We start from the raw sequence: 15,606 nt of genomic DNA on the forward strand, positions 1-15,606 counted from the left end.
TGGTGTGCCATTTCTTCTACCTGGGGGAGATGGCTGGAACTGTTCGTTCCGGTCGTCTGCGTCCCCGTTCATCCGGGGGCCGGGCGAAACCTTTTCCCTCCGGCGTGCGTCAATAAGTACGGGGAGGGCTCTGTCCGCGTAAACGCGCTCAAGACGGGCAGCCACCCCTGGAGTCGTTCAGTGGTGGGGAGTGACAGGACAATGGAACACGAGGCGCGGTCCGCCCGGCAGTTGTGGGTGGAGGACGAGCGGGGCACACAGCGGATGCCCGATCCCGTGCGCAATGCCGCGGTGCGCGCGGTGATGATCACGTCGGTGACGCTGATCCAGGCCGTGGTGGCCTTCTTCAGCAGCGTCGCCGGCTCATGGCTGGCGTTCCCGATCACCGTCACGGCGGTGGCCTCGACCGTCGTGGCCACCTGGAGCGTCCTCGACGTGTGGATCACCCGTCAGGTGTGGCGCCAGCGCAACGGCGTCGTGTCCGAGCCGAGCAGCACCGCGCGTCCGCCGCTGCGCGCCAAGCGCGGAGCGGACCGGACGGAGAGGACGCCGCTGTCCGAGGCCGCCTGAGGCGTACTCGGAACCGGCGGTGGCGGTACCAGGAGCAGTAACCGCGAGGAACGGCGAGCGGCCCGGCACCCGGAAGGGGTGCCGGGCCGCTCGCCGTCTCGCTAGCGGGATTCCACGGGCGCCGGCGTCCGTGCCGGTTCGTCGGAGGCGTGGCGGCGGAACATCCGCGTCGCCGTGATCTCCCCGTGGATCGCCTCGCCCTCCCCGCCGGACTGCGGCAGGCCCGGACGCAGGTGCTCCTCCACGCTGATGTACTTCAGGCCGGCCCGCAGGTCCGCGTCGTTCCGGAGCCGGATGACGAGCGGGAACTCGGCGAGCGCCGTCGTGTCGAACAGGCCCGTCGTGTACAGCAGCTGGACGCCCAGCGCGTCCGACACGGCCCGCTGGAGCTCCAGGAGGTACGTGGCGTTGGCGCGGCCGATCGGGTTGTCGAGGAACAACGTGCCCGCGTGCCGGTGCTTGTCGCGGCCCCGGTCGTTGGAGCGGAGCGCCGCCATCGTGCAGTACAGGGCGATGGCCGCGGTGAGCAGCTGGCCGCCGGAGAACACGTCGCCCATCTGCCCGACGGGAACCCGCTCGGCGCGCAGCACCGCGTCCGGCTTGAGGATCTCCACGGAGACGCCCTTGGGTTCGAGCGCCGCCTGTACCCCGCGCAGCAGCAGGGACATGCCGTCGCGGCGCAGGTCGGAGTTCTTCTTGACGGCGGCGCGGGTGGCCTCGTCGACGACCTCGCCGAGCCGCTCCGCGAGGGTGGCCTGATCGGGCTCCTCGAAGCGGATCCGCAGAAACTCCTGACCGGACCACTCGCCGAGGCCCTCGGGGAGCCGGGAGAGCCGCTGGGCGGAGCGGAGCGTGGCGAGCGAGGACTCCACGAGGCCCCGCAGCCGGTCCACGATCGAGTCCCGGTTGCGCTCCAGCTGCTCCAGCTCGTCGGTGAGGACCCGCAGCCGGGGCGCGAAGGCCTCGGCCCACTTGGCGGCGTGCTCGGGCAGCGCGGACGCCGGGAGTTCGCGGATCTGCTGGCGGGCCGGGGTGCGTACCTGCTCGTATCGGGTGGAGTTGGCGTGCCGTACGAGGATGTCGCTCGCCTCGCGCACGGCGGCGTCGGCGGAGGACAGCTCGGCCGTGCAGCCGCGCAGCGTGCGGCGGGCCTCGGAGGCCGTCGTACGGGCCTCCTCCAGGGTCCCGGGGTAGGCCTCGGCCTCCTCCCGCTCCTCGTCGGTGTGGTCGCGGAGCAGGTCGCGCAGGAGGGCCGCCGTCTCGTCGAAGCCGCCGGCGGCGTCCTCGGCGGCCCGGTGGTCCCGCAGGAGTCCGGCGTGGGCGGCCCGGGCCGCTTCGAGGGCGTCGGTGCGGGAGGCGAGTTCGGTGGTGGCGGTACGCAGCAGGGCCTGCGCGCGTTCTGCGTCGGAGGGCACCTGGTCGTCGGGCAGCTCGGTGTGCGCCTCGCCGTCCTCGGGTGCCAGCCGTTCGGCCTCGCCGCGCAGCCGGCCGAGCTTCTCGCTCGCCTCCGACGCGCGGGTCTCCAGCATCTGGACCAGGGCCTCGGCGCGGGCCGCCGCCGCCTGCCGGGACGGGCCGTCGGCGCCGTCGGTGGACTCCAGGAGCTGTTCGGCGCGGGTGCGGACCTTGTTGGTGAGCCGGTCCAGCTCGGCCACGGCGGCGGACTCGTCGCTCTCGGCGCGGGCCTGCTCGGCGCGCAGGTCGGCGCCGACGCCGACCTTCTCGTACAGCTGGGACGCGGCCCGGTAGGCCTCGCGCAGGGTGGGGAGCGCGGCGCGCGGCGCGGTGGCGTCTCCCTCGGGGAGGATCTCCGGGGCGCCCGCGATCTCGGCGCGCTCGGCCCGCAGGGCGCGGGCGGTGCGGTGGGCGTCGTCGGCGGAGCGCTGGATCGCGCGGCGGTCCTCGTCGGCGGCACGCGCGCGTTCCAGACAGGTCTGGGCGCGGGCCTCGGCCTCGGCGGCGTCGTCGGCGAGTTCACGGAGCTTGGCCTGCCAGGCGGACCGCTCGCGCAGCCGGAACGCCAGGCCCGCGAGGGCGTCGGCCACCCGGCGGGCGCGCTGGGCGGCGTCCTGGCGCTCGTCCCGTACCTGGGCGGCCTCGGCGGCGGCCTCGTCGGCCTCCGTACGTGCCGAACGGGCCTCGTCCAGGGTCGCCGCGGCGGCCTCCGCGGTCTGGCGTGCGGTCGCGGCGACGGCGGCGAGCTCGGCGAGCATTCCCGGCGGGCAGTCGGCGCGCCAGGCGCCGATGCGGGAGGCGAGGGAGCGGTCTCCGGCGAGCCGGGCGGCGAGGGTGCGGATCTCCTCGTCGCGGGCGGTGGCACGCGCGCGCAGCGCGTGGCGTTCCTCGTCGGCGGCGTGCTCGTCGTGCATGGCCGGGTTCGGCGGGACGAGGAAGACACCGGTGTCGTCCGTCGGGTCCTGCGCGGGCACGGGGGCGAGCAGCGCGGCGGCGGTGCCGACGGCCACGGCGGAGCGGGGCAGCAGGGCCGCGCCGCCGAGGACCTCGCGGGCGCGCCCGTACGAGACGGGGTCGGTGATCACGACGCCGTCGACGAGCTCCGGGCGCGCGGCGAGGACGCGGGCGTGGTCGGCCGGGTCCACGGCCTGCGCGAGGTAGCGCCAGCCGGGGAGGGCCGGGATGCCGTGCTCGCCGAGGTACTCGACGGTGGCGAGGACGTCGGGGCCCGGCGGCAGCAGGCCGCCGTCGCCGAGCGCGCCGAGGATGCGGGAGTCGTCGGCGGCGGCGGTGCGCAGTTCGAAGAGCTGGCGCTCGGCGGAGGTGACGGCCTGGTCGAGCATGCCGCGCAGGTCGTCGGCGTACCGGTCGAACTCGGTGACGGTGAGCGGGCCCTGGGCCGCGGAGCCGGAGCCGGCGTCCTCCTCGGGCGCGTCCTCGGTGTCGGCTCCGGTGCCGGAGGTGACGGCCGCGCGCTGCCCGGGCAGGGGCGAGCCGGTGGCCGGGAGGCTCAGGAGTTCCGCGAGGCGTTCCTCGCCGGCGAGGAATTCGGCGGCCCTGCGCTCCGCCTCGTAGGCGTTGCCGGCGGCCTCGGCCGCGTCCGCGGCGCGGGCGGCGGCGAGTTCGGCGCGGGACTCGGCGCCCGCGGCCTCACGCGCCCGGTCCGCCGCCACGCGCGCGATGTCGCGGGCGGTGTCCCAGGCGGCGACCGTGGTCTTCTCGGCGTCGCTCGCGGCGAGCGCGGCGCGGGCCGGGTCGGCGTCGGGGGCGGTGTCGTCGAGCCAGCCCGCCCGTACCGCCTCGGCGGTCTCCTGCTCGACCTCGGCGAGCCGCTGGCGCAGGTGCCCGGCCTCACTGCGGGCCCGCTGGGCCTCGGTCGCGGCGGCCGTCGCGTCCCGGTGGGCGGTCTCGCCGGCCTCCTGGAGGGCGGTGGAGCGTTCTTCCTCCTCCGTCGCGTGCCGCTCGCCCTCCTCGGCGGCGGCGGCCAGGGCCCGTACGAGATCGGCGGCTGCCTCGGCGCGGGCGGCGAGGGCCGGTGCGGCGTCCCGCTCGGCCTCGCGGATGGCGGCGGCCACGCGCGCGGAGCGGTCGCCCGCGGCGCGGTGCCGGAGGACGACCTCGGCGGCCTGCCACGCGGAGTGCATCGTGCGGGCGTCGGTGAGTTCGCGGCGCTGGGAGGCCGCGCCCTTCTCCGCGACGGCCAGCGCGAGGGAGGCGTGCCGGTAGGCGAGTTCGGCGGCGATGAGGGCGCCGCGCCCGCGCCCGGTCTCGGCCTCGGCGACGGCATGGGCGGCGGAGGTGACCTGCTGGGCGAGTTCGGCCCCGCGCGCCCGCTCCACGGCGGCCCGGGCGGAGAGCCGGCGGGCCAGGGTGCGGGTGCGGCGCTCGGCCGCCGTGTGGATCTCGCGCGCGTGGGAGCGGGTTTCGGCGGCCTCGACGATCCGGTTGAGGAGGTCGACGGAACCGGCGGTGAACTCGCGCTCGGCGGTCAGCTCGGCGCGGCGGCCCAGCTTGTTGCCGAAACCGCCGACGAGGTCCGCGAGGCCGTCGGTGTCCCGGGTGTCGGTGACCGCGCGCAGCAGCAGGTCGGTGAAGTCGGAGTCCTTCTTGACCGCGAAGAGGCCGGCGGCCTCGCCCTCGTCGGCGTTCATCTCGCGCTGGTAGCGGAAGAGTTCGGGGTCGAGGCCCAGCTCTCCGAGGTGCTCGTTCCAGCGGTCGTGGATCTCCTCCCAGTAGACCTCCAGGTGCGGGTACGCCTTGCCGGCCTCCGTGATCGCGTCGCGGAAGCCCTTCATCGTGCGGCGGCGGCCGGTCGCGCCGGAGGCGCCCTCGACGGGCGGACGGACGGAGGTCGCCTCGGCGACGGGGAGGTTGTCCAGGCTCAGCCCGGGGCCGGGCCGGAAGGAGTACCAGCCCTCGGCGAACTTCCGCGGGTCGGAGGAGACCTGCCGTCCGCGCCACTCGCTGGCCTTGCCGACGACGACGAGCTCTCCGGTGAGGGTGTGCTGCCATTCCAGGGCGACGTGTCCGCAGTCGTCGGCGAGGAGGAACTTGCGCAGGACGCCGGAACTGGCGCCGCCGAGGGTGTTGCGGTGGCCGGGGAGCATGACCGAGAAGATCAGCTTGAGGAGGACGGACTTGCCGCCGCCGTTCTCCAGGAAGAGCACACCCGCGGGGGCTGGGCGGCGCGGCGGGCCGACCGGCTCCTCCTCGAAGAACTCCGCCTGGGTGGGGGCGGGGTGGGGCACGGGCGCGCCGACCCCGCGCAGGTCCAGGACGGTGTCGGCGTAACGCGCACCGGCGGGGCCGATGGAGTAGAGGCGGACCCGGGACAGCTCGTACATGCGGCGGACTCTCGTCGTCTCGTTCGGGTGGTGCGCGGGTGTTACGGGTGGAAGGGCAGGGCGGCGTCGGCCGCGAGTTCCAGGTCGTCGCCCTCGGGCGGCGGGAGGAGGGTCGCGGAGCCGTCGCTTACGGGGACGACGCCGAGTTCGAGGAGTTCGGCCATGGCGGCGGAGCCGGCCATGTCACGGACCTGGAGCTGGTAGCGGGCGGTGGTGCGGTAGGAACCGCCGCCCTCGTCGCCGGTGCGCTGGAGGAAGCCGGAGTCGGTGAGGAAGGCGGCGGCCTTGCCGACGATGCCGGTGGTCGATCCGGCGAGACGGCGGGCGTCCTTGGTGGCGCCGGTCGCGCTGCGGCGGGCGTAGATCCGCCAGGCGGCTTCCAGGCCGGGGGCATCGGAGGCGGGGTCGGTGTTCTCGCCCTGCTCCTCGGCGCGCTGTTCGAGCCGCAGACAGGCCTGACGTACGAACGCGTCGACGCCGTTGACGGTGAGTCGGCCGATGTACGCGTCGTCCGCGAGGTCCTCGGGGCGGGGGAACGCCATGGCCGCGACGGCGAGGTGGGCCAGGCCGTGCAGGAACCGGTCGGCGGAGTCCGTGGACGCACGGCGGGCGTAGTCGCCCATCCGGACGGCGAAGACGGAGTCCTCGCCCGCGGTCACGGCCATCCCCGCGCGCGGGGAGACCTCCAGGACGACGAGGCCCAGGCCGGTGGCGACGGCGTCGGCCAGGCGCGCGAAGGCGGGGTTCTCGCGGTAGCGGCGGAGCAGTTCGCCGTACTCGGCGTCGCGGGCCGGGAGCAGCTTGGGCTGGAGCCCGAAGGACACGAGCCGGGCCGCGTCGGACGCGTCGGCGGGGGTCACGGCGGGCGCGGTGGCGGCGCCGATCGGTGAGGCGGCCGGGGGCTGCGGGGGCTCCGGCTCGCCCCACGCGTCGGCGTACTCGGCGTGGGTTTCGCTCACGGCTGGGGCTCCTCGGTACGGCTCTCGGTCGGTGACGGGGTCGTGGGTGACGCGGGCGCGGGCGGCGCCGGGGGCAGGGATGATCCGGGCGGCGGGGGTGTTGGCCGCGTCGGCGTCGCCTCGGGGCGGGGTACGGGCAGCGGGACCGGGGTGACGGTCGTCGGCACTGGGCGCGGGGCGGGTACGGCAGGGCCGTCCATGAGGCGCACGGCGCGTACGGACGGGAGGCCCCTCCGTCGGGCGGGCACCGCGCGGGAGGGCTCCGGCACGGCCACGACACCGAACCGGGGCGGGCCACCGGGCACGGCGGGCCGGGGCGGATCGTCGCCGCGGGCCGCCGACGCGGGGGCGGGCGGGTCGACGAGGACGGGGTGGAGACGGGGGCCGGGGGCGGGTACCTGCGCCGGTACGGGCTTGGGCGCCGCTACGGGCGTGGGCGCGGGCGTCGGCGCGGCCTCGGTGTCAGGGGCCGCTACCGCCTCGGGCACCGGCGTCGGCTCGGGCTCGCTCTCCGGCACCCGTACACGCGCGCGCGTCGGCGTCGGAACGGTCGCCCGCTGCGGCTCGGGCACGGACGGCCGCTCGGGGTGCCGGCTCGTGGTGCGGGGCTCTTGGGCCGACGTGGTCGCGTGTGTGCCGGATTCCGTCGGGTCCGCCGTCACGGTCGTCGGGACGAGGGTCACGAGGCCTCCGTGCGGTCGGCGGCCATGCCCGCCGCGTCGAGCAGGGCCGTACCGACGATGAGGTCCGCGCCGCCGAACTCGGGGTCGTCGAGCGGGGTCCCGTCGTCGACGGCGAACAGCAGGCGCTCCTCGCCCTGCCGGTAGGCCGTGCCGACCGGCGGGCTCGCCGCGTGGACGGCGAGCAGGGCGACGAGGTACGGCAGGTCGGCGTCGAGGCCGCGGGCCTCCGCGAGGAGTCCGGAGAGGCGGCGCGGGGCGTCGTGCTCCAGGTCGAGCAGGCGCAGGGCGCTCGCGAGCTGCTCCTCGCTGAAACGGGAGTCGTCGGGGGTGGCGATGAGGTCGGGCTCGGGCATCTCCGCGCCGAGGTGCTCGCGCTCGACGGGCGGGGTGAGGAGCAGGTCGACGAGGTCGCCGAGGCGTACGGAGGCGGGGGTTCGCAGTCCGGTGCCCTTGGCGAAGAAGGCGTCGGTGACCCGGGCGGCCTGCTCCACGGGGAGCGGCAGGGTCGGCGCGACGAGCTGCCCGTACAGGTCGAGTCCGGTGTACGCGGTGGGCGCGGCGAACGCCTGCCGGTCCTGCTCGGCGCGGAACAGGGGGCCGGCGTCCAGCAGGCGGGACTGGAGCTGGGTGTGGCGCCGGATGCAGTCCTTCACTATGTCGACGAGCTCGGCGGCGCGCCGCTTGTGCTCGGCCGTCTTGGCGTCGGACGCGGCCTCGGCCTCGTCGCGGGCCCGGCGGATGTTGGTGAGGATGGCGTTCTCGTGGCGGTAGCGGTCGGCGACGTGGTCGAGCGCCTCCGCGATCATGTCGGGAACCGCGTTCAGCCAGTCCACCGCGCGCACGTTGCGCCGGGTGGCCTCCAGGGTCTTGCGGAGGGTCTCGGCATACTGCACGGTCCGGTAGCGCGCCTGCTCGGCGGCGAGCTGGGCGTCGGCGAGGCGGCCCCGGTTGATGAGCACCTCCAGCTTCACCTCGGCGGCGATCTGGGCGCTGGTGACGTCGGTGTCGAGTGCGCCGACGAGGACGTTGACCGCTTCGTCGGTCGTCCGGAGGTACACACCGCCGCCGTACCCCGGGACCTCCTCGATGAGCTTGAAGTCGTAGTCCCTGCGGACGTACACGCCGTCGGGCCCGAAGGTGCCGTAGACGGCGCGGAAACCGCGGTCGACGCTGCCGACGTTGATCAGGTTCTCCAGGACCCAGCGGGCCACGCGCTCGTGCTCGGCGGCGGGGCGGGTGGGGGCCTGGGCGGCGACGCGGGGCAGCAGGCGGGCGACGATCTGCTCGTGGTCGGCGCCGGTGTCGAAGTCCATGTTCAGCGTGATGAGGTCGATCGCGGAGAGGGCCACCTCGGCCATCGCGTAGACCGTGTACTCGCCGGCCAGGTTCGCCTTGCGGGCGTCGAGGTCATGGAGCGGGGCGGTGCACGCGAGCGCGCGCAGGCGCCGCGCGAGCCCTTCGTCGGCGGCCGGACCCTGCGCGGGCCGCGGCCCCGCGCTGAGCTGGGGCGGAGCGAGGTCCGTCGAGGCAGGCGAAGTCACGGTGCACAGATTAGGTCCTCGAACTGACAACGGTCGAAACGGCGCAGATGCGACCGGGCTCGCGGAGGGGGTACGGAGGCGTCCGACGCGGGTCCGGGCGGTGCCTTGAGAGCGTCCGGACGTGACCCTGGCGTGGCCCCGGCGTGGGTCCGGAGCCCGGCCCGAGGGCGCCTCGGGCGAACCCCGGGGCGTCAGCCCGCCCGGCCCGCCGGGGCGTCGACCGCCCTTGCGTAGGCGGCGGCGACGCGGGTGCGGGAGTCGTCGAGGTAGCGGGCGAGGAGTCGTTCGGCGGTGGTCCGCTCGCCGGCGCGCAGCGCGTCCAGGATCTCCCTGTTGCGGGCGAGGTAGGGCTCGTGGAGCACGCGGGGGTCGCCGACGACGTGGAAGGCGAGGCGGAGTTCGGCGAGGACGCCCCGCATCAGCTCGTCGGTACGGGCGCTGCCCGCGAGGGCGACGAGTTCGCGGTGGAAGTGGATGTTGGCCGTGGAGACCTCCCGCCACGCGCCCGCGTGGGCGGCGGTCTCACCGGCCAGGACGGCGGCGGCGAGACCGTCGAGGGGGTACGGCGGCTGCCCGAGGCCGCGCACGACGGCGCACTCGACGAGGCGCCGGGTGCGGTGGATGTCTTCCACGTCGTCGGCGGTCAGGACCCGGACGAAGACCCCGCGGTTGAGTTCGTGGACGAGCAGACGTTCGTGGGTGAGGAGCCGGAAGGCCTCGCGCAGGGTGTTGCGGGAGACGCCGAGGGCGCCGCCGATGCTGTCCTCGGAGAGCCGGGTGCCGGGCGGGAAGCAGCCCTCCGCGACCCGGGTGCGCAGGATGTCCGCGACCCGCTCCGCCGTGCCGGTGCGCCCGAGCAGCGCACGGTCGTCGGCCAGGTCCCCGGCTTCGCTCGCTGCCACGGCTCTCCCTCTCGTACGCCGTCCCGCACGGCACCTCCCGTCCCCCGGGCGTGCGCGGCGAGTCAACCGCACGGCCCGGGGACCGGCAACCGTCATCTTGTCGGATCGTTCAACGATCCTCTACGTTGACCGCACCGTACGGTCCCCGTGCCGCCCCGGCACCCCCTCCTCCCCCGCGAGGTGCAGATGCCGCGCACAGCCCCGGCCCCGAGCCCGGACACCGTCGAGCAAGGGGCCTCGATCGACCTCAACGCCGATCTCGGCGAGGGCTTCGGCCGCTGGACGCTCACCGACGACGAACAGCTCCTCTCCGTGGTGACCAGCGCCAACGTGGCCTGCGGCTTCCACGCCGGGGACGCGGCCACCATGCGGCGGGTGTGCGAACTCGCGGCCGGGCGCGGGGTGCGCATCGGGGCCCAGGTCTCGTACCGCGACCTGGCCGGCTTCGGGCGGCGCTCCATGGACGTCCCGGCGGCGGAACTCGCGGCCGAGGTGGCGTACCAGATCGGGGCACTTGAGGTGTTCGCCCGCGCGGCGGGCGCGCGCGTGGCGTACGTGAAGCCGCACGGCGCGCTCTACAACCGGGTGGTCCGCGACGAGGAGCAGGCCGCCGCCGTCGTCGAGGGCGTCCTGCTCGCGGACCGGACCCTGCCGGTCCTGGGGCTGCCGGGCTCGCGGCTGCACGAGGCGGCGACGGCGGCCGGGCTCCCGGCCGTGCCCGAGGCCTTCGGCGACCGCGCCTACCGGGCGGACGGCTCCCTGCTGCCGCGCGGGCAGGCGGGCGCGGTCGTCAGCGATCCCGAGGCGGTCGTGGAACGGTCGGTGGCCATGGCCCGGTCCGGGGTGGTCACGGCCCACTGCGGGAGTTCCGTCCCCGTCCGGGCCCGGTCGCTCTGCCTGCACGGCGACACCCCGGGCGCGGTGGACCTCGCCCGCCGGGTGCGGGAGCGTCTGGAGGCCTCCGGGGTACGGGTGGAGGCCTTCGCGTGACGGCCTCCGCCGTGCGCGTGCTGCGGGTGGGCGAGCGGGCCCTCCTGGTGGAGCTGGGCGGCGGCCAGGAGACGGAGGCGTTCCACGCCGAGCTGCTGAGGCGACGGAAGGACGGCACCCTGCCTGCCGTACGGGAGATCGTGCCGGCGGCACGGACGGTCCTGCTCGACGGGGTGGCGGACCCGGAGCGGCTCGCGGCGGAGATGACCGGCTGGCGGCCGGGGCCGCCGCACGCGCGCGTGGGCGAGGCCGTCGGGATACCGGTCCGCTACGACGGCCCGGATCTGCCGGAGGTGGCCGAGCGGTGGGGGGTGTCGGTCGAGGCGGCGGTACGCATCCACACGGCGGCCGAGTTCCGGGTCGCCTTCTGCGGCTTCGCGCCGGGCTTCGGCTATCTGACGGGTCTCGACGAGCGGTACGAGGTGCCGCGCCTGAGCACTCCGCGCACCGCCGTCCCGGCCGGCTCGGTCGCCCTGGCGGGCCCGTACACGGGCGTGTACCCGCGCTCCTCCCCCGGTGGCTGGCAGCTGATCGGCACCACGGACGTGGTGCTGTGGGACACCGGCCGGGAACCGGCCGCGCTCCTCGCCCCCGGCACCCGTGTCCGGTTCACCGATGCGGGTCTTCCGGGACAGGGGCGTCCTGTTCGGGATTCCGGGGCGGAGGGCGGGCGATGAGTGACCGGGCCGTCGCCGTCGTGCGGGCCGGGGCGCTGACCACGGTCCAGGACCTGGGGCGCGGCGGGTACGCGCACCTGGGAGTGCCTCGTTCGGGGGCCCTCGACCCGGCGGCCGTACGGCTCGCCAACCGGCTCGTCGGCAATCCCGGAACGGCGGCCGTCCTGGAGACCACCGTCGACGGCTGCGCCCTGCGTCCCCGCTGCGCGGTGACGGTGGCGGTGGGCGGCGCCCCCTGTCCGGTCCGGGTCGACGGGCGCCCGGCCGCCTGGGGCACCTCGGTCCGGGTGGGCGCCGGGTGCGTGCTGGAGATCGGCGCGGCGGTGCGCGGCCTGCGCGCGTACGTGGCGTTCGGCGGGGGGATCGACGTCGAGCCGGTGCTCGGCAGCCGCTCCACCGACCTGCTGTCCGGACTGGGTCCGGCGCCGCTGGTGTCGGAGGCGGTGCTGCCGCTGGGGCCCGACCCGGCCGTGCGTCCGCCGGTGGACACGCCGCCCTGGCCGGGGCCGCCGGACACGCTCGCCCTCCGGGTGCGGTTCGGGCCCCGCGACGACTGGTTCACCGCCGGGGCGCTCCGCGCCTTCGCCACGCGCGCGTGGCGGGTGTCCCCGGCGAGCAACCGCATCGGGCTGCGCCTCGAAGGCCCCGCTCTGGAGCGGGCCGTTTCCGGAGAGTTGGATAGCGAGGGCATGGTCCTCGGTGCGGTCCAGGTGCCGCCGGACGGGCGCCCGGTGGTGTTCCTCGCGGACCATCCGACGACGGGGGGCTATCCGGTGGTCGGGGTGGTGCGTGAGGCCGATCTGGGGGCGGTGGCGCAGGCGGTGCCGGGGACGCCGGTGCGGTTCATTCCGGTGCGCTGACGTCCTCCTGGGGCGGCGGTCCGTAGCCCCCGCCGCCGGGGGTGCGCAGGACGAGGACGTCGCCGGGGCCCACCTCCGTGGTGGCGGATCCGCCGAGGTGTTCCACGGTGCCGTCGGCGCGTTCCACCAGGTTCTCGCCGAGGGCGCCGGGTTCGCCGCCCGCCATTCCGTACGGGGGGACCCTGCGGTGTCCGGTGAGGAGGGCCACGGTCATCGCTTCCAGGAAGCGGATGCGGCGCTCCACCCCGTGTCCGCCGTGCCAGCGTCCGCGCCCGCCGGCGTCCTGCCGTACCGCGAAGGAGTCGACCCGCACCGGGTGGCGCCATTCCAGGATCTCGGGGTCGGTGAGCCGGGAGTTGGTCATATGGGTCTGGACGGCGTCGGCGCCGTCGAAGCCGTCGCCCGCGCCCGAGCCGCTCGCGACCGTCTCGTAGTACTGCACGCGCGCGTTGCCGAAGGTGACGTTGTTCATGGTGCCGGAGCCCTCGGCCTGGACGCCGAGGGCGGCGTAGAGGGCCCCGGTGACGGCCTGGGAGGTCTCGACGTTCCCCGCGACGGTGGCGGCGGGGTGCACGGGCGCGAGCATGGAGCCGGGCGGGACGCGGATCTCCAGGGGTTCCAGGCAGCCGCTGTTGAGCGGGATGTCCTCGTCGACGAGGGTGCGGAAGACGTACAGGACGGCGGCCGTGACGACGGCCGTGGGCGCGTTGGCGTTGCCGGGGAGCTGGGGCGAGGTCCCGGCGAAGTCGAGGACGGCGGAGCGCCGTTCGCGGTCCACGCGGACGGCGACCCGGACGACCGCGCCGCCGTCGGTCTCGTAGCGGTAGGCGCCGTCGTCCAGGCGGGCGACGAGCCGGCGTACGGACTCCTCGGCGTTGGCGCGGACGTGCCGCATGTAGGCCCGGACGACGTCGAGCCCGAACTCCTCCACCGTCCGGCGCAGCTCCTCGATGCCCTTCTCGTTGGCGGCGATCTGGGCGCGCAGGTCGGCGAGGTTCGTGTCGGGGTCGCGGGAGGGGTACTCGGCGCCGGTGAGCAGGGCCCGTGTCTCGGTCTCGCGCATTCGCCCGTCCCGTACGAGGAGCCAGTTGTCGAAGAGGACGCCTTCCTCGTCCACCGTCCGGCTGAAGGCGGGCATGGAGCCGGGGGTGATCCCGCCGATCTCGGCGTGGTGGCCGCGTGAGGCGACCAGGAAGCGGAGTTCGTGCCCCGTGTCGTCGAAGACCGGGGTCACGACGGTGACATCGGGCAGATGGGTGCCGCCGTGGTAGGGGTCGTTGATCGCGTAGACGTCGCCGGGGCGCAGGTCGTCGCCGCGTCGGCGCAGTACCTCCTTGATGGATTCGCCCATGGAGCCGAGGTGGACGGGGATGTGGGGCGCGTTGGCGATGAGGTTGCCCTCGGCGTCGAAGAGCGCGCAGGAGAAGTCGAGGCGTTCCTTGATGTTGACGGACTGGGCGGTGTTCTCCAGTCGGACGCCCATCTGCTCGGCGATGGCCATGAAGAGGTTGTTGAAGACCTCCAGGAGGACGGGGTCCACGTCCGTTCCGGCCGCCACGCGCGCGGGGCGGGGGGTGACGCGGCGCAGGACGAGGTGTCCGGTGTCGGTGGCGGTGGCCCGCCAGCCGCTGTCGACGACGGTGGTGGCGTCGGCCTCGGCGAGGAGCGCGGGTCCGTCCACGGTGTCGCCCGGCCGCAGGTCGTCCCGGCGGTGGAGGGGCGCGTCGTGGGGTGTGCCGGCGCTGTGCATCCGGACGGTGGCGCGGGACGGTCCGGTGCTGCCGGCCCGTTCGTCCGGTGCCGTCGGCTCGACGTGGACGGGGCCGTGCGGGCCGGCGCTGCCGACGGCTTCCATGGTGACGGCCTCGACGACGAGCGGCCGGTCCATGGTGAATGCGTACCGTGCACGGTGTACGTCCGTGAACTCGGTTTTCAGCTGTTCTGCGGGGGCGAGGTCGACGGGCAGGCTCGCGTCCGTTCCGGCGTATCGCAGGAGTACGCGTGCGTGCGTGGTGATCGCCCGGTCCGGCAGGCCGTCGGCGCGCAGCTCCGCGCGCGTCCGCTCGGCGAGTTCCTCGCACAGGGCCGTCACGCGCGCGTGGGTGCCGGGGGCGTCGAGTTCGGCCTCTACGGACCGCTCCCGCATCGCGGTGGCGTCGGCGAGCCCGATGCCGTAGGCGGAGAGGACACCGGCCAGCGGCGGTACGAGGACGGTGTCGATGCCCAGGGCGTCGGCCACGGCGCAGGCGTGCTGGCCACCGGCGCCGCCGAAGCTGGTGAGGGCGTACCGGGTGACGTCGTGTCCGCGCTGGACGGAGATCTTCCTGACGGCGTTGGCCATGTTGAGGACGGCGATCTCCAGGAACCCCGCGGCGACCTCCTCGGGGGTGCGGTCGCCGCCGACCTCCTCGGCGAGGGCGGTGAACCGCTCCCGTACGACGGCGGCGTCCAGGGGCAGGTCGCCGTTCTCCCCGAACACGGCGGGGAAGTGGGCGGGCTGGACGCGGCCGAGCATGACGTTGGCGTCGGTGACGGTGAGGGGTCCGCCCCGGCGGTAGCAGGCGGGCCCGGGTACGGCGCCCGCCGAGTCGGGGCCCACCCGGTAGCGGCGCCCGTCGTAGTGGAGGACGGATCCGCCGCCCGCCGCGACGGTGTGGATGCTCATCATCGGCGCCCGCATCCGCACCCCGGCGACCTGGGTGCCGAGTTCCCGCTCGAAGACGCCGGCGTAGTGCGACACATCGGTCGAGGTGCCGCCCATGTCGAAGCCGATGACCCGGTCGTGCCCTGCCTGCGCGGAGGTGCGCACCATGCCCACGACGCCGCCGGCCGGTCCGGACAGGACGGCGTCCTTGCCCCGGAAGTGGGCCGCCTCGCGCAGTCCGCCGTTGGACTGCATGAACATGAGGCGGACCCCGGCGAGTTCGCGGGCCACCTCGTCGACGTACCGGCGCAGGATCGGCGACAGATAGGCGTCGACGACGGTGGTGTCACCGCGCGGGACGAGTTTGATGAGCGGGCTGACCTCGTGCGAACAGCTGACCTGGGTGAAGCCCGCGGCGGTGGCGAGGGCCGCGGTCCTGGCCTCGTGGTCCGGGTGCCGGTAGCCGTGCAGAAGGACGACGGCGGCGGAACGGAGTCCGTCGCGGTGGGCGGCGGCAAGTGCCTCGGTGACGGCCCGCTCGTCCAGGGGCCGGACGAGCCGCCCGTGGGCGTCGACGCGTTCGGGTACCTCGATCACGCGCGCGTAGACCGATTCGGGGAGCACGATGTGCCGGTCGAAGAGCCGGGGCCGGTTCTGGTAGGCGATGCGCAGGGCGTCCCGGAAGCCCTCGGTGACGAGGAGGACGGTCGGCTCGCCACGCCGCTCGAGGAGCGCGTTGGTGGCGACGGTGGTGCCCATCTTGACGACGGCGATCCGGTCGGCGGGGACGGGGTCGTCGGGCCCGAGGCCCAGGAGGAGACGGATTCCGGCGACGGCCGCGTCGGTACGGCGGGCCGGGTCGTGGGAGAGCAGCTTGCGGGTGACGAGCCGCCCGTCGGGCCGCCTTCCCACGACGTCGGTGAAGGTGCCGCCCCGGTCGATCCAGAACTCCCAGCGCCCGTTCATCTCCCCATTGTGGCC

At 75.2% G+C, this 15,606-nt stretch carries 10 protein-coding genes; 4 read left to right on the top strand and 6 right to left on the bottom strand.

Going from position 1 to position 15,606, the window contains the following annotated elements; all coding sequences use genetic code 11:
• Window positions 1–201: 201 nt before the first annotated feature.
• Complete coding sequence (locus V4Y03_RS04535; protein ID WP_317878198.1) at window positions 202–570, top strand: hypothetical protein; 369 nt, start codon at window positions 202–204, stop codon at window positions 568–570.
• A gap of 101 nt (window positions 571–671) precedes the next feature.
• Here V4Y03_RS04535 and V4Y03_RS04540 read toward each other — a convergent pair whose 3' ends face one another.
• From V4Y03_RS04540 to V4Y03_RS04560, 5 genes are all read right to left on the bottom strand, one after another.
• Window positions 672–5,369: a hypothetical protein gene (locus V4Y03_RS04540; RefSeq protein ID WP_332434080.1), complete on the bottom strand. Its 4,698-nt coding sequence runs from the start codon at window positions 5,367–5,369 to the stop codon at window positions 672–674.
• A 41-nt stretch (window positions 5,370–5,410) separates the two neighbouring features.
• The gene (locus tag V4Y03_RS04545) at window positions 5,411–6,328 is read right to left on the bottom strand and encodes a hypothetical protein (RefSeq protein WP_332434081.1); all 918 of its coding nucleotides are present in this window, start codon (window positions 6,326–6,328) and stop codon (window positions 5,411–5,413) included.
• On the bottom strand, window positions 6,325–7,011 hold the full coding sequence (locus V4Y03_RS04550; RefSeq protein WP_332434082.1) for a hypothetical protein: 687 nt from the start codon (window positions 7,009–7,011) through the stop codon (window positions 6,325–6,327). Before V4Y03_RS04550 ends, V4Y03_RS04545 begins: the two co-directional genes overlap by 4 nt.
• Window positions 7,008–8,552: a hypothetical protein gene (locus V4Y03_RS04555; protein WP_317877246.1), complete on the bottom strand. Its 1,545-nt coding sequence runs from the start codon at window positions 8,550–8,552 to the stop codon at window positions 7,008–7,010. The genes V4Y03_RS04550 and V4Y03_RS04555 overlap by 4 nt, the downstream gene beginning before the upstream one ends.
• A 191-nt stretch (window positions 8,553–8,743) precedes the next feature.
• Window positions 8,744–9,454, bottom strand: coding sequence for a GntR family transcriptional regulator (locus V4Y03_RS04560; RefSeq protein WP_332434083.1), 711 nt, complete (start codon window positions 9,452–9,454; stop codon window positions 8,744–8,746).
• A 186-nt stretch (window positions 9,455–9,640) separates the two neighbouring features.
• Between V4Y03_RS04560 and V4Y03_RS04565 the strand changes: the two genes are divergently transcribed.
• Genes V4Y03_RS04565 through V4Y03_RS04575 form a run of 3 tightly spaced genes read left to right on the top strand, consistent with a single transcriptional unit; the run spans window position 9,641 to window position 11,981 of the window.
• The gene (locus V4Y03_RS04565; RefSeq protein WP_317877244.1) at window positions 9,641–10,444 is read left to right on the top strand and encodes a LamB/YcsF family protein; all 804 of its coding nucleotides are present in this window, start codon (window positions 9,641–9,643) and stop codon (window positions 10,442–10,444) included.
• Window positions 10,441–11,121 (top strand): 5-oxoprolinase subunit B family protein, encoded by a 681-nt coding sequence (locus V4Y03_RS04570; RefSeq protein ID WP_332434084.1) that lies wholly within the window; start codon window positions 10,441–10,443, stop codon window positions 11,119–11,121. The genes V4Y03_RS04565 and V4Y03_RS04570 overlap by 4 nt, the downstream gene beginning before the upstream one ends.
• A complete protein-coding gene (locus tag V4Y03_RS04575) occupies window positions 11,118–11,981 on the top strand; it encodes a biotin-dependent carboxyltransferase family protein (RefSeq protein ID WP_332434085.1) in 864 nt (287 codons plus the stop codon). The genes V4Y03_RS04570 and V4Y03_RS04575 overlap by 4 nt, the downstream gene beginning before the upstream one ends.
• Here the strand turns inward: V4Y03_RS04575 and V4Y03_RS04580 are convergent.
• On the bottom strand, window positions 11,965–15,591 hold the full coding sequence (locus V4Y03_RS04580; protein ID WP_332434086.1) for a hydantoinase B/oxoprolinase family protein: 3,627 nt from the start codon (window positions 15,589–15,591) through the stop codon (window positions 11,965–11,967). The two genes, V4Y03_RS04575 and V4Y03_RS04580, sit on opposite strands and share 17 nt — an antisense overlap.
• Window positions 15,592–15,606 lie beyond the last annotated feature (15 nt).

The organism is Streptomyces sp. P9-A4 (assembly GCF_036634195.1).
Classification (GTDB): domain Bacteria; phylum Actinomycetota; class Actinomycetes; order Streptomycetales; family Streptomycetaceae; genus Streptomyces.